Source organism: Streptococcus mitis (assembly GCF_047462815.1).
Taxonomy (GTDB): domain Bacteria; phylum Bacillota; class Bacilli; order Lactobacillales; family Streptococcaceae; genus Streptococcus; species Streptococcus mitis_DO.
The window spans coordinates 18,517-31,383 of record NZ_JASHFB010000017.1 but is presented as its reverse complement, the minus strand read 5'-3'; the positions used below and the strand labels follow the sequence as shown (position 1 = coordinate 31,383).

Here is a 12,867-nt window from a genome sequence, read left to right as displayed (position 1 = left end):
TATGTTTTGTCATAGTAGACCTCATTTCTAACTCAAACGTCTCATACTTAATTCCACCATAAAAATCCGTTTTAGACTAATTTCCACTTTGGTCAGGCAAGTGGAAGTTACTTTGAGAAGTTAGCATTATACGATATTGGCTTACTATCATCAAGAAACCGCTTTATTTTTTTAGCTTTTTATGGTATGATAGATAAAATATCTAGGGGAAAACAAATGACCAACGAATTTTTACATTTTGAAAAAATCAGCCGCCAGACTTGGCAATCTTTACATCGAAAGACAACACCTCCTTTGACTGAAGAGGAATTAGAATCCATCAAGAGTTTTAATGACCAGATTAGTCTGCAGGACGTTACTGATGTCTATCTTCCCCTAGCCCATCTCATCCAGATTTACAAGCGTACCAAGGATGATTTGGCCTTTTCAAAAGGGATTTTCCTTCAACGTGAAAGCAAATCCCAGCCTTTTATCATTGGGGTTTCTGGGAGTGTTGCCGTTGGAAAATCCACAACCAGTCGCCTACTTCAAATCCTACTGTCCCGTACACTTACAGATGCTACGGTTGAGTTGGTAACAACTGACGGCTTTCTCTATCCCAACCAGACCTTGATTGAACAAGGGATTTTAAATCGCAAGGGATTTCCTGAAAGCTATGATATGGAAGCTCTTCTCAACTTCCTGGATCACATCAAAAATGGACAAGATGTAGATATTCCTGTCTATTCTCATGAAGTCTACGACATCGTACCTGAGGAAAAGCAAAGCGTCAAAGCTGCTGATTTTGTGATTGTCGAAGGTATTAATGTCTTTCAAAATCCACAAAACGAGCGTCTCTACATTACTGACTTCTTTGACTTTTCCATCTATGTTGATGCTGCCGTCGATGACATCGAGAGTTGGTATCTGGACCGTTTCTTGAAAATGCTGAGCCTAGCCCAAAGCGACCCTGATAGCTACTATTATCGTTTTACTCAAATGCCAATTGGGGAAGTGGAATCCTTTGCCCATCAAGTCTGGACCAGTATCAATCTCACAAATCTACAAAATTATATTGAACCAACCAGAAATCGTGCAGAAGTGATTCTGCATAAAACAAAGAACCATGAAATCGATGAAATTTACTTAAAAAAGTAATTTTCTCTTGTCAAAACGTAAGTTTTCAGATATAATGGTATAGTTAGTAAATATGGAGGTAAGAACATTGGCAAACATTAAATCAGCTATCAAACGCGCTGAATTGAACGTTAAACAAAACGAAAAGAACTCAGCTCAAAAATCAGCTATGCGTACTGCTATCAAAGCTTTCGAAGCAAACCCATCTGAAGAACTTTTCCGTGCTGCTAGCTCAGCTATCGATAAAGCAGAAACTAAAGGTTTGATTCACAAAAACAAAGCAAGCCGCGACAAAGCTCGTCTTTCAGCTAAACTTGCTAAATAAGAAACAGTCCATGGAGGCTGTTTTTTTGTCCTCAAATAGAAAAAGGTAGAAAATGAAAATCGCAATTATCGGATATTCTGGTGCTGGTAAGTCAACGCTAGCTGAAAAGTTATCTCTCTACTACTCCATCCCAAAACTTCACATGGACACACTCCAATTTCAGCCTGGTTGGCAAGACAGTGACCGTGACTGGATGTTGGATGAAATGAAAAGCTTTCTCACAACACAGGAAGCTTGGGTCATTGATGGGAATTATTCTTGGTGCTATTACGAGGAAAGAATGCAGGAAGCTGACCAAATCATCTTTTTAAACTTCTCTTCTTGGAATTGTTTGCTAAGAGCCTTTAAGCGCTATTTAAAATACAGAGGAAAAGTGAGAGAAAGTATGGCAGCTGGTTGTCAAGAACAATTTAATTGGGAGTTTATCAGATGGATTCTCAGAGATGGACGGACAAATAATGCTAAGGAAAGATACCAAAAATTTTGCCAAGAATACTCACATAAAGTCACTATTATTCGAAATCAGAAAGAACTAGATCAATTTCTGGATAAGAAAAGGAAGTCCTCCAATTCATAAAGAAGGGCTTCCTTTTTGGCTATAATTATTCTGCAATCAAGGTTTCCAAACCAACCTTCATCATATCAGTGAAGGTATTTTGACGTTCTTCTGCAGTCGTGTCTTCATCTGGATTGACCAAACTATCAGAAATAGTCATGATGGCAAGCGCGTCAACATGGTGTTGGGCTGCCAGATAGTAAAGGGCTGCTGCTTCCATTTCCACAGCCTTGACTCCCCATTTACCAAGTTCGATGTTCTTTTCAAAGTAGTTTGAGTAAAAGACATCAGAAGACAAAACGTTCCCAACGTGGGTGGTCATACCGAGTTCTTTGGCGATATGGTAGGCCTTGTCCAGCAAATCAAAGCTAGCGATTTGTGGGAAATCGTACTGTGGCCAGTCATTACGGACGATGTTTGAGTTGGTTGCCGCTGCCTGCGCCAAAACCAATTCACGAACGTGAACATCTTCATTCAAAGAACCCGCAGTTCCCACACGAATCAATTTTTTCACACCGTAGTCAACAATCAACTCACGCGCATAAATCGAAATAGATGGCATCCCCATCCCAGTTCCCATGACTGATACACGGTGGCCCTTGTAAGTACCAGTGTAACCAAACATGTTACGTACTTCGTTAAAACAAACAGCATCTTCAAGGAAATTCTCCGCAATAAACTTAGCACGAAGAGGATCCCCAGGAAGAAGAATTTTATCAGCAATTTCACCCTGCTGAGCAGCAATATGGATAGACATAATTAAGATATAAAGGGCGACAGAGAACAAAGTAAAAATAGGAAACTGACGAAGCATCTCCGATGCTAGACAGTTTATCTTTTTTACACAGTTCTCCGCCCGTATTCAGTTCAATGAATACAGTTAACCCATCCTTTCTTTATTCTAAAATTTATAATCAGAAAGATACCAAACCCGTCAAAAAGCAAAGGGAAAATAGGAGTTGGGCGCAGTGAGCGATGCTCGCTAGACTAACTATCTTTTTCCCACTGCTTTTAGGGTGGGTTCAATTCCTTTCTTTCTTAATTTTGATAATATTGAGAAGATTAGATCGGCTTCAATTCAAATCTGAACTCCCCCTTCTCTTCTGAGTTTTTAGAAAAGTTTTCCGCTCGTGTTCAAATTAGAACACCTCACTCTACCTTTCTTTTTTTATTTTTATATTTCATAGCTAGGAAAAATCGGATTCAATCAAGATTCCAATAGGCCTACTTCATTTTTATTTAAAACAGTTATTGATAAACTGACAATAGTTTTTAATCTTTTAAGTTAAATCCTTAACTAGAAGAAATGGGCATTTCCTACCTAATTACTTTATTATTTGACTTCTGACACAGTATGCTAGCACAAGGAAAGTGGTCTAACATTTTTGCAAATTCATAGGCTAAAACAGCTGTTACTAAGAGATACGGAAGAGAATCTATACCTAGCCCAGTGAAACCTATAACTAATCCGGTTGCAGAAATGGGCGCCCTCAAGGTCACTGATAAAAAGCAAACCGATCCCAAAAGTAAAACGGTTGGCTGACTGTCCAAACCTATAATCATGCTCAAGAGACCAGCTCCAGCCATCCCCAAGGCAAAAGATGGCGTAAGTGTACCACCATAGGCCCCTGCCCACAGAGTAATAAGAACGACCAGTGCTTTTAGGATAAACAAGAGGAATACTGTTTTGCCATTGCTACCATTCAATACTTCCTGAGCCATCATACGTCCATTTCCAAGTAGATGTGGAAAATAACTTGCCAACCCAGCAAGAAAAAGAAAAGCTGTAGGCAATGTGAGAAGTATTCGTTTATCTTTTATTCTGTTTGAAGACGCTGCCTTACTTAAGTGACCAAAAAGCCAAGCTAGTGGGGTTAAGAAAAGAAGTAATAAGGGAATATTCCATATTTCCTTTAATGACCATGTGATGGCTGGAATCTGATAAAGAGCCTGATCTGAAATAACCCAGCCTGCTATATAGGTTGAGACATAGGTAGCCAAACCGACTAAGACAAATCGTTTAATAGATAGAGCAATTCCTAGGGTTTCAAAAACAAAGAAGACACTTGTTAATGGAACCTGATAAACAGCCGCTAAACCAGCACCAGCACCACAAGCAAGGAGAAAGATCTGATCCTTCTTAGAGAGAGAACATATTTTTCCAATTGGTCCTGCAAATAGAGTTCCAATCTCTCGTGGCGCAGCTTCTTTACCAATAGGTGCTCCCCCTCCAACTGCAATAATCTGCCAAATTGAATGAAATAGCTGTTTTAAAAAATGAAGTTTGTATTGTGAACTCTCATCCTTCATCTGTGCTTTAATGGAAAAAATCTGTGATTTTTTTTGCAAGAAATACCAGACCAAGGATGAGCTGACACCTACGATTATTAAACTTAATCCTATCCGCGATGAGGAAACTCCATCTGTCAAGAATACAGTTTGATGCTCTGATTGACCAAAAGCTATCCCCTCTATTATCTTTAAAAGATAATGTAGAAAAATACCAGATAAACCTGAAACTATTCCTTGCAAAATGACTGCTAGAAATAATTTAAGATTATAAGGGATTTTCTGAAAATTACTCCTCAATTCTTTTAACATAGTAATAATTCAGCAAAAACGGCTTTAAGTAAGCCTTTAAAATCACCTTTAACACACTCAGCCACTTCTATAACCTCTTCGTGGTTAATCTCTTATTTGAAACCAGTAGTATAGTTAGTAATACATAAACTTCCTAGAAGTTTCAAACCTGAGTAGGCTACAACAATAACTTCAGGAGCAGTTGACATTCCGACCACATCTGTTCCAAGCATCTTATAGGTACGAATTTCTACTCGTGTTCAAATCCAAACACGCGCTCTACCTTTCTGTTTATACTCTTCGAAAATCTCTTCAAACCACGTCAACGTCGCCTTGCCGTATGTATGGTTACTGACTTCGTCAGTTCTATCCACAACCTCAAAACAGTGTTTTGAGCTGACTTCGTCAGTTATATCTACAACCTCAAAGTAGTGCTTTGAGCAGCCTGCGGCTAGTTTCCTAGTTTGCTCTTTGATTTTCATTGAATATTAATTTTGTTCTTTCACAGAGAGCTACCTGAGTTCTATTCAAGCTCAGGTAGTACTTTCTTATAAACTAGACAAACTAACTGTCATTGTACCATCAGATTACAAGACATCATCATCACTCACCTTAGAATTCAATGTTGTTCCCCAGTGAGTAATTTTTCGATGCGGTTGAGCCAGGAGAGGTCTGTTATCATAGATTGTTTGCCATCTATTCCAGATAAGACCTGTTCTCTTTTCGATCTTAATTCGCAGATTTCTCATATTTTCTTTAATTGGAAGGTTGAGTACAAAACCTGCAGTCTGGTTACGTCCATTTCCTTCCCAAGAATGACTGCGAACAACTGAATGACCATTTTTATCTACTGTAACTTCTTCCCAAGTTATAGAATAGCGTGCAATGTAAGCTCCACTATGCTGAATAGTTAGGGTTTTATCTTTTACAGGAGTGTAATTTAACACTTGTACTGGCTTAGAAGTTGGTGGTGTCACAGCATTCTTAGCTATAAATCGAAATACTTCTACTTCAGCAAGACTGAGAGCTTGATTTTTCTGACGCAATTGAATACGGACACGGCGACCCAACTTGCCATCCAACTGAAGATCTAGACGATTTCCTTCTAAACGAGAAACATATTTTCTAGTAACTTCTGTCCCTTTTTCATCATATAAAATCACATCAAAATCTGCCAAACGTTTGGAAAGCTCGCCATCTCCACGATTATAAAGACGGACAAGTCCTACCTGTTCTGTACGACCCAAATCAACTTCCCACCAAGGCTGATTTTCAAATTTTGTATGAGTAATTGATTGCTGGCTGTAGCTACTATTGGTATTGCCATCCAAGGCACGACTAGCATCTCCTCCAAACTCGGTAGAACTTTGGCGTGCTTGCTTTTTCCATGCGATATTCTCAGCACGCAAAACTTGAACTTCTGCGAGACTGAGAGCATTGTAACCATCTAACTCAATACGGACAAAACGAGCTTTTTTATAGTCAATTGCAATTTGTGCAGAGATATCTTTCAGAGATGCAATGCGCTTTCTTTCAATTTCTTTCCCAGAACTATCTAAAAGAATCACATTAAAATTGGTAAGCCTATCCTGAGCAGTATCTTTTCGATTATAGATGTTGATTTGACGAATCGTTTCTTCCTTATCTAAATCGACTTGCCACCAAGGCTTAGATTGAAACTCTGTATGCGTTACAGAATGATGAGCATAATTCCCATCAACTTTTCCATCTACAGCCCTTCTAGCGTCACCTCCAAAAGCTGTCGAACTTTGGGTAACCCGTTTCCCTAGAGCTATATTTTCAAGAGGTTCAGCGCTTGGTTGACTAGATGACAGAGGGAGTTGTTGTTTCTTAAAGAAAGAAATTTTTTCCAGTTTTGGATCACGGTAACCCTGCTTGTCCAATGTTGTTCGTTTTCCAATATTAAAGTTTGGAATATCATTCATGCGACTTTCAAAATAGCCACGCGAACGGTGTTTAACATTGGCGCTTCCTGTAGATGTCACCACATCACTATCATTTTGTAGCACAGATGTAACCACATTGTCGTTATCCACTACATAATGTTTAATTTTTCCATTTACAGCAAGTTTCCGACTTTCTAGTCCTACATCCCAGAAACCATTTTTGGCATTCCAGATTGTTCTTGAAGTAATGACCTTAGGCGCATTAAATGTTGTCACTTTTTTCAAAACATTGTTATAAAAAGTAGGATATTTCTGATAGGCTTCAACTGCTGCTATTTGAGCTAAGTAACCTCCTAGCGAATGACCTGTCATATACAGATTGGTAATGCTGGAATCCTGCGCCAATTCTTTTACCACATTACGGATATCATCCGCTTGTGCAGGTTTATTTCCTCCTAGCAAGGTCAAGTCCGTTCTCAAATCTTTGGCATCATTCAGTCTTGTCCCACGTATAGCCAACATTTGAACAGTATTGTCTTTTAAATAAGGAAAATCACTCTTAGTTTCAAATAGATAAGCATCCAAACCACTAGCTGTATGGTAAGCTTTTTTCATCTTCCAAAACGGGGCCAACTCATTGTGCATCATCTTATATTCTTGACGATTCAAGTAGAGACTCGGAAATGGATTTTTATGATCTAGAATTTTTTCGATATAGTCATCATCACGATAGGATAACTCCATAAAGAGAAGAGCATCTCGATCTGTAACATACCATTGTTTCTTATTATCATCTTCCCCATCTGCTAATCCGTCTCCATCACTGTCTGCCAGTAATGGATGACTGTTATATCCTAAATAGTCCTTACCATCTTTACGATAAACATAAAGCTCATCCTTATTTTTGATACCATCCTGATCATCATCACCTTCCAAATCAAGGACCTTTTCACCATAAAGAGAATTGTCAAGTAAATCATTTTCTGAGTGCAGTTCTCCTTTTGAGATTTTCAAGAGATCTTCTGCTGTCACAGGACGAGAAGTTGTAGACTCATCCTTTACATTTTCCTCTCTATTCACTTCTTCAGGAACTAGAGCAGGCTCTGTTTTATGGGATTCCAGCTTTTCTTCTTCCTTCTGATTTTTAAGGACTTCTTTTGTTTCCGGAGCTGGTTGGATAACTGCTACTCTTTCCTCTATAAGAGGCGTTTCCTGTTTTTTATCAGTATTTTCTAGTTTTGTCGGACTATCCGTTGCATTTACTACTAGAGGAGTTTCGTTTTTCACAACTGGACTTCCTTCATTGGCAGAAATTCCTGTCGGTGCTAAAAAAGCAAAACCAACTGCAACAGATACAACTCCGATACTTAATTTTTTTATGCCAAAACGCATCATTCGTTGACCGATTTTCATTCTTTTCTAACTTTCTTTTATTTTCCCCTATTTACCAATAATTGATAAATAAGCATGTGATAAATTTTTACTAAAGATATAGTAGTTGATTGGATTTTTGTTCATCTTTTAATCACAACAAACCCAATCTTCTCTACTAAAAACGATGAGAACTCCCCCTTTCTAGTCTAATGCCATCACCAATTTTTTTACAATTCTGCAAGAATCGCTTTAAGCAAGCCTTTGAAATCACCTTTGACACGTTCTGTTACTTCCACAACTTCTTCGTGGTTGAGTTCTTCTTGGAAACCAGCCGCAAAGTTAGTAATACATGAAATTCCTAGAACTTTCAAACCCGAGTGGGCTGCCACAATAACTTCAGGAACCGTAGACATACCGACTGCATCAGCTCCCAGTGTCTTATAGGCACGAATTTCTGCTGGTGTTTCATAAGTTGGACCAGTAACACCGATATAGACACCTTCGTCAAGCTTGATACCAAGTTTTTTAGCCACTTCATGGGCAGTAGCACGGTATTCTGGTGTGTAGGCCTTAGACATATCTGGGAAACGTGGACCAAAATCATCCAAGTTTTCACCCATCAATGGGTTTTGTCCCGTCATATTGATATGATCTGAGATAGCCATCAAGGTACCAGGACCATAACCAATACCACCAGCTGCATTAGTTACAATGACACCTTCACATCCTAGCACTTTCATGACACGTACTGGGAAAGTCACGACTTCCAGAGGATTTCCTTCGTAGAAATGGAAACGACCTTGAAGAGCCAAAACCTTGCGACCTGCAAGTTCCCCATATACTAATTTACCAGCGTGACCAACTACTGTAGAGCGGCCCCAGTTTGGAATATCTGCATAGTCTACTACAACAGGATTTTCGATTTCTTCTGCAAGTTCTCCCAGACCTGATCCAAGGATTAAACCAAACTCGGGAGCTTGGATTCCCTTGTCTTTCAGGAAGGCAGCTGTTTCATTGATCTTATCTAAAAATGTCATTGTGTGTCTCCTTTATTAGTTTTTAGCATTTGACCGATTTTGTCAAAGGTTTTTGCATTGCGAATGGTGATGTTGCGATAAAAAGGCATCTTGAGCAAGTACTTGTGATAGGCAGTTGCATAGTAGGATTCCTCAGAGAATTTCCCCCAGAAAATCCCAAGTCTTCCAAAATGAACAACTTCATCTTCCAGTTCCAAACCGTTCACTTTCTCGATCACTTGATCCACATCCAAGCTCTCCGTGTAGAAGAGGACATCCTTTCGAGCTAGGTCTTTGGTCCACCAAGCTGGTAAACTCTCCACTTCTGCTTCATAGTCTTCTTGACTCAGTAAAGAAAAGCTCTGAATAAATTGATAATGGATTCCAAAGAAAGTCCCTAATTTTTCAACCAATTGGGCTTTGGGAGCTGTCGAAGTAAAGAAAATGTTGCCACTGTTGATGTAGGTTTCAAGCTTTTCCAGTCCCAACTCTGTCAGTTCTTGACGAAGTTGCGCCATGACAACCTTATTTTTCCCACCGACATTAATGCCCCTTACCAGTAAAGCATAGCGTGTCATCTTATACCAATTTATCTAAGAAACTTTCCCCAATCATGGCAGTTTCAACACCAAAGTTATCCGCAACTGTCGCTGAGATGTCTGCAAAATGTCCAACTGGAATGACACCATTTCCCTTAAAGCTAGGGCTGTAAGCTAAAAGTGGAATATATTCACGAGTGTGGTCTGTTCCTGCATAGGTTGGGTCATTTCCATGGTCCGCAGTAATCAAGAGAAGGTCGTTCTCCCTCATGGCAGCGATAATTTCAGGCAAGCGCTCATCGAACTCATGCAAGCAATCACGATAACCGTGAGCATTACGACGGTGGCCGTAAAGAGCATCAAAGTCAACTAAGTTTGTGAAGGAGAATCCTTTTTCAAACTCAGCAAGGCCCATGGTCTTCAATAGTGTATCAATTCCGTGGCTATTTGACTTATTGTGGCCCATATCATGGTTGATACCCGCACCGTTAAAGATATCATTGATTTTACCAACAGCATAAGTATCGATACCAGCTTCATTCAATTTATCCAAAACAGTCGGTGCAAATGGGGATACAGCCAAGTCACGACGGTTTGCTGTACGAGTGAAGTTACCAGGCTCACCTACATAAGGGCGAGCAATGATACGACCTAGAAGGGCAGGGCGCTCAAGTGTAATCGAACGAGCGTATTCACAGATACGGTACAATTCGTCCAAAGGAATACTATCTTCGTGGGCAGCAATTTGCAAAACAGGGTCAGCTGAAGTATAGATAATCAACTCTCCAGTTTCCATCTGACGTGGTCCAAAATCATCGATAACAGCCGTTCCTGAGTAAGGTTTGTTAGCTTCACGAATGACCTTACGTCCTGAAAATTCTTCGATTTTTGTCAGGATTTCTTCTGGGAATCCGTTCCAAAAAGTATCGAAAGGCTCAGTAATATTGAGTCCCATGATTTCCCAGTGTCCAGTCATCGTATCCTTACCAAGAGATACTTCTTCCAATTTTGTTGCATATCCTGTTGGATTGCTTTCAGCTGGAACAGTCTTAAGAGGAGTTTCTCGAGGAATATTTCCAAGACCAATTTTAGCCATGTTTGGGACATTCAAACCAACTGCTTTTGAAATGTGTCCTAATGTGTCAGAAGCTCCATCTGGAACTCCTGCATTGACAAAGTTATTAGCATCTGGTGCAGCACCGATTCCTACAGAATCCAATACCACCAAGTGAATACGATTAAATTTTGACATAGTGTATCTCCTTATTATTTTAGTTATTTTGCTTTTGTTGAAGTTAAAATCTGAACCCCGTCTCGTCCAGCAACGATGACCTTATCCACCATTTGGTTGAATAAGCCGTGCTCCACGACGCCAACCACATGGTCCAATTCTTGTCCGAAAGCAATTGGATCTTCAATGACATCCAAAGCAAGGTCAATGATAAAATTCTGCATATCGGTCACAAAACGTTGGCCGTCTTTTTCACGGAAACTTGGTTTGTAGCCAGCTCGCTCAAAACGACGAAAGACCTGTTCTGCGCCATACTGAACCACTTCTACTGGCAATTTAAAAGCACCTAGTTTGTCTACTAGCTTGCTTTCATCCACCACCCAAATGTATTCTTTTGAAGGCGTTGCGACAACTTTCTCCATCAGAAGGGCACCACCACCACCTTTGATTCCATTAAACTGACTATCCACTTCATCCGCTCCATCAACCGTCACATCGACAACATCTACTTGGTCAATAGACTTGAGCGGGATATTAAGCCCTTCAGCCTGTTTACTAGTCACACTAGAAGTCGTTACAGCTGTAATCTGCAACCCTTCTTCCTTGATACGACGACCAATTTCTTCTACGAAATAATAGGCAGTAGACCCCGTTCCAAGTCCGACTACCATGCCATCCTTGACATACTCAGCAGCCTTGATACCTGCCATTTTCTTCAGATTTTCCACTCAAACACCTCCATTAAAGAGCTATCTCTATTATATCATGTATCCGTTTTTATTTCATGGATACACTAGAAAAACCCGAACATTTTTATGTCCACCTTGTTTTGGTAGTTAGAATCTTAGTTATGAGAACTTGTAGATAAAAACAGGTCCTAGCCAAAAGCAGCAACAGTTGATTTTTTATCATAAAGATGATTAAATAGTTAAGTACAGAAAAGGAGAAATAAGATGAACCCATTAGATTTGTTTAACCAAGTAAAAGAATTAATCGAAACAAAAGATTTCGAAGCTGCAAAAACATTTGTTGCAGAAAATCAAGAACAGCTTGGAGAATACTTCTCTCAAGCTCAGCAGTTGATTTCCGGTTCAGAAGGTCTAGATGGCTTCGTTAGCAAGATTAAAGGATTTTTCTAAAAATATAAGAGGCTGGCAAAACTCAATTTCAGTAGAAAATGAAATTAATTTTCCCACAATAAAACGCATAGTGTCAAATTTTTTGTAAATCTGATACTATGCGTTTTTTATAATTAACTATGTTCTGTGATAAATTTATAGGCTTCTTGACCAGCGATAGCTCCATCTCCAACCGCTGTTGTTACTTGTCGGAGGTCCTTCAAGCGAACATCTCCAACTGCAAAGATACCGTCAACTGCAGTCTTCATGTGGCTATCTGTCACAATCCAGCCTGCCTGATCTTGAATATTCAATTCTTTAACAAAATCGCTAAGAGGGTCCAATCCAACATAGATAAAGACACCACCGAAGGCTTGTTCTGTCACTTGACCTGTTTTCACATTTTCAAACACGACTGATTCTACTCTGTTTTCACCCTTGATTTCCTTTACTACAGAATCCCAGATAAAGCTGACTTTCTCATTCGCAAAGGCGCGGTCTTGTAATACCTTTTGAGCACGAAGTTGATCACGACGGTGAACAATGGTAACAGTCTTAGCAAAACGAGTCAAGAAGAGGGCTTCTTCAACAGCCGAATCTCCACCACCGACTACCAACAAATCTTGGTCACGGAAGAAAGCACCATCACACACAGCACAGTAAGAAACACCACGACTGTTCAGTTCTTCTTCTCCAGACACTCCCAAAGGACGGTGTTTAGAACCAGTCGCTACGATAACTGTACGTGTTTCATACGTTTGATCATCAGTAATCACTTTCTTAAAATCACCATGGTCTTCGACATTTTCAACATAGCCATAAATGTGCTCAACACCAAGATTTTCAAGCGGTTCAAACATCTTTTCTGCCAATTCTGGTCCACTGATATTAGCGTACCCTGGGTAATTTTCTATATCAGATGTATTATTCATCTGACCACCTGGCAGACCGCCTTCAATCAAGGCTACTTTCAAATTGCTTCGAGCAGCGTATAAGGCCGCAGTCATCCCTGCAGGTCCAGCACCGATAATAATAGTATCGTACATATAGTTTCCTTCTTTCTTGTTGTAACTATCTTTATTCTAACTCTTTCCTGTCAATCACG

12 protein-coding genes and 1 pseudogene are annotated in these 12,867 nt (G+C 39.7%); 4 read left to right on the top strand and 9 right to left on the bottom strand.

Going from position 1 to position 12,867, the window contains the following annotated elements; all coding sequences use genetic code 11:
• The first annotated feature begins 216 nt into the window (after positions 1-216).
• The 3 genes from coaA to QM865_RS08785 all read left to right on the top strand — a co-directional run bounded on the left by coaA (position 217) and on the right by QM865_RS08785 (position 2,018).
• On the top strand, positions 217-1,137 hold the full coding sequence (gene coaA, locus QM865_RS08795) for a type I pantothenate kinase (protein ID WP_414306472.1): 921 nt from the start codon (positions 217-219) through the stop codon (positions 1,135-1,137).
• 67 nt (positions 1,138-1,204) lie between these two features.
• Positions 1,205-1,441, top strand: coding sequence for a 30S ribosomal protein S20 (gene rpsT / locus QM865_RS08790; protein ID WP_001274000.1), 237 nt, complete (start codon positions 1,205-1,207; stop codon positions 1,439-1,441).
• Between the two features lie 52 nt (positions 1,442-1,493).
• Positions 1,494-2,018, top strand: a complete 525-nt coding sequence (locus QM865_RS08785; RefSeq protein WP_060628512.1) for a DNA topology modulation protein — start codon at positions 1,494-1,496, stop codon at positions 2,016-2,018.
• A 25-nt stretch (positions 2,019-2,043) separates the two neighbouring features.
• On the opposite strand, the gene deoD is transcribed toward QM865_RS08785, so the two are convergent.
• The 8 genes and pseudogenes from deoD to rpiA all read right to left on the bottom strand — a co-directional run bounded on the left by deoD (position 2,044) and on the right by rpiA (position 11,372).
• The gene (gene deoD, locus QM865_RS08780; protein WP_000022097.1) at positions 2,044-2,754 is read right to left on the bottom strand and encodes a purine-nucleoside phosphorylase; all 711 of its coding nucleotides are present in this window, start codon (positions 2,752-2,754) and stop codon (positions 2,044-2,046) included.
• A gap of 560 nt (positions 2,755-3,314) precedes the next feature.
• The gene (locus QM865_RS08775) at positions 3,315-4,598 is read right to left on the bottom strand and encodes a chloride channel protein (RefSeq protein WP_414306471.1); all 1,284 of its coding nucleotides are present in this window, start codon (positions 4,596-4,598) and stop codon (positions 3,315-3,317) included.
• A pseudogene (locus QM865_RS08770) lies at positions 4,592-4,837 on the bottom strand (purine-nucleoside phosphorylase); the annotation flags it as partial. The pseudogene QM865_RS08770 and the gene QM865_RS08775, both read right to left, overlap by 7 nt.
• 327 nt (positions 4,838-5,164) lie before the next feature.
• Positions 5,165-7,897 carry a thiol-activated cytolysin C-terminal domain-containing protein gene (locus tag QM865_RS08765; RefSeq protein WP_414306470.1) on the bottom strand — a complete coding sequence of 911 codons (2,733 nt, stop codon included), beginning with the start codon at positions 7,895-7,897 and terminating at the stop codon, positions 5,165-5,167.
• 188 nt (positions 7,898-8,085) lie between these two features.
• A complete protein-coding gene (locus QM865_RS08760) occupies positions 8,086-8,895 on the bottom strand; it encodes a purine-nucleoside phosphorylase (protein ID WP_000143368.1) in 810 nt (269 codons plus the stop codon).
• Entirely contained in the window at positions 8,892-9,452 is a 561-nt protein-coding gene (locus QM865_RS08755) for a DUF1697 domain-containing protein (RefSeq protein WP_261070710.1), read from the bottom strand. Before QM865_RS08755 ends, QM865_RS08760 begins: the two co-directional genes overlap by 4 nt.
• 1 nt (position 9,453) lies before the next feature.
• Positions 9,454-10,665 (bottom strand): phosphopentomutase, encoded by a 1,212-nt coding sequence (locus QM865_RS08750; protein WP_261070711.1) that lies wholly within the window; start codon positions 10,663-10,665, stop codon positions 9,454-9,456.
• A gap of 23 nt (positions 10,666-10,688) precedes the next feature.
• Positions 10,689-11,372: a ribose-5-phosphate isomerase RpiA gene (rpiA, locus tag QM865_RS08745; RefSeq protein WP_203175476.1), complete on the bottom strand. Its 684-nt coding sequence runs from the start codon at positions 11,370-11,372 to the stop codon at positions 10,689-10,691.
• 225 nt (positions 11,373-11,597) lie between these two features.
• On the opposite strand from rpiA, the gene QM865_RS08740 reads away from it, so the two are divergent.
• On the top strand, positions 11,598-11,783 hold the full coding sequence (locus QM865_RS08740) for a hypothetical protein (RefSeq protein WP_203175474.1): 186 nt from the start codon (positions 11,598-11,600) through the stop codon (positions 11,781-11,783).
• A 113-nt stretch (positions 11,784-11,896) separates the two neighbouring features.
• Here QM865_RS08740 and trxB read toward each other — a convergent pair whose 3' ends face one another.
• Complete coding sequence (gene trxB, locus QM865_RS08735) at positions 11,897-12,808, bottom strand: thioredoxin-disulfide reductase (RefSeq protein ID WP_203175472.1); 912 nt, start codon at positions 12,806-12,808, stop codon at positions 11,897-11,899.
• Positions 12,809-12,867: the final 59 nt, after the last annotated feature.

What these genes read in the sequence shown, in the direction of transcription:
- coaA (WP_414306472.1), top strand. Translation starts at nt 217, where the DNA reads ATGACCAACGAATTTTTACATTTTGAAAAAATCAGCCGCCAGACTTGG.
- QM865_RS08785 (WP_060628512.1), top strand. Translation starts at nt 1,494, where the DNA reads ATGAAAATCGCAATTATCGGATATTCTGGTGCTGGTAAGTCAACGCTA.
- deoD (WP_000022097.1), bottom strand. Translation starts at nt 2,754, where the DNA reads ATGTCTATCCATATTGCTGCTCAGCAGGGTGAAATTGCTGATAAAATT.
- QM865_RS08775 (WP_414306471.1), bottom strand. Translation starts at nt 4,598, where the DNA reads ATGTTAAAAGAATTGAGGAGTAATTTTCAGAAAATCCCTTATAATCTT.
- QM865_RS08765 (WP_414306470.1), bottom strand. Translation starts at nt 7,897, where the DNA reads ATGAAAATCGGTCAACGAATGATGCGTTTTGGCATAAAAAAATTAAGT.
- QM865_RS08760 (WP_000143368.1), bottom strand. Translation starts at nt 8,895, where the DNA reads ATGACATTTTTAGATAAGATCAATGAAACAGCTGCCTTCCTGAAAGAC.
- QM865_RS08755 (WP_261070710.1), bottom strand. Translation starts at nt 9,452, where the DNA reads ATGACACGCTATGCTTTACTGGTAAGGGGCATTAATGTCGGTGGGAAA.
- QM865_RS08750 (WP_261070711.1), bottom strand. Translation starts at nt 10,665, where the DNA reads ATGTCAAAATTTAATCGTATTCACTTGGTGGTATTGGATTCTGTAGGA.
- QM865_RS08740 (WP_203175474.1), top strand. Translation starts at nt 11,598, where the DNA reads ATGAACCCATTAGATTTGTTTAACCAAGTAAAAGAATTAATCGAAACA.
- trxB (WP_203175472.1), bottom strand. Translation starts at nt 12,808, where the DNA reads ATGTACGATACTATTATTATCGGTGCTGGACCTGCAGGGATGACTGCG.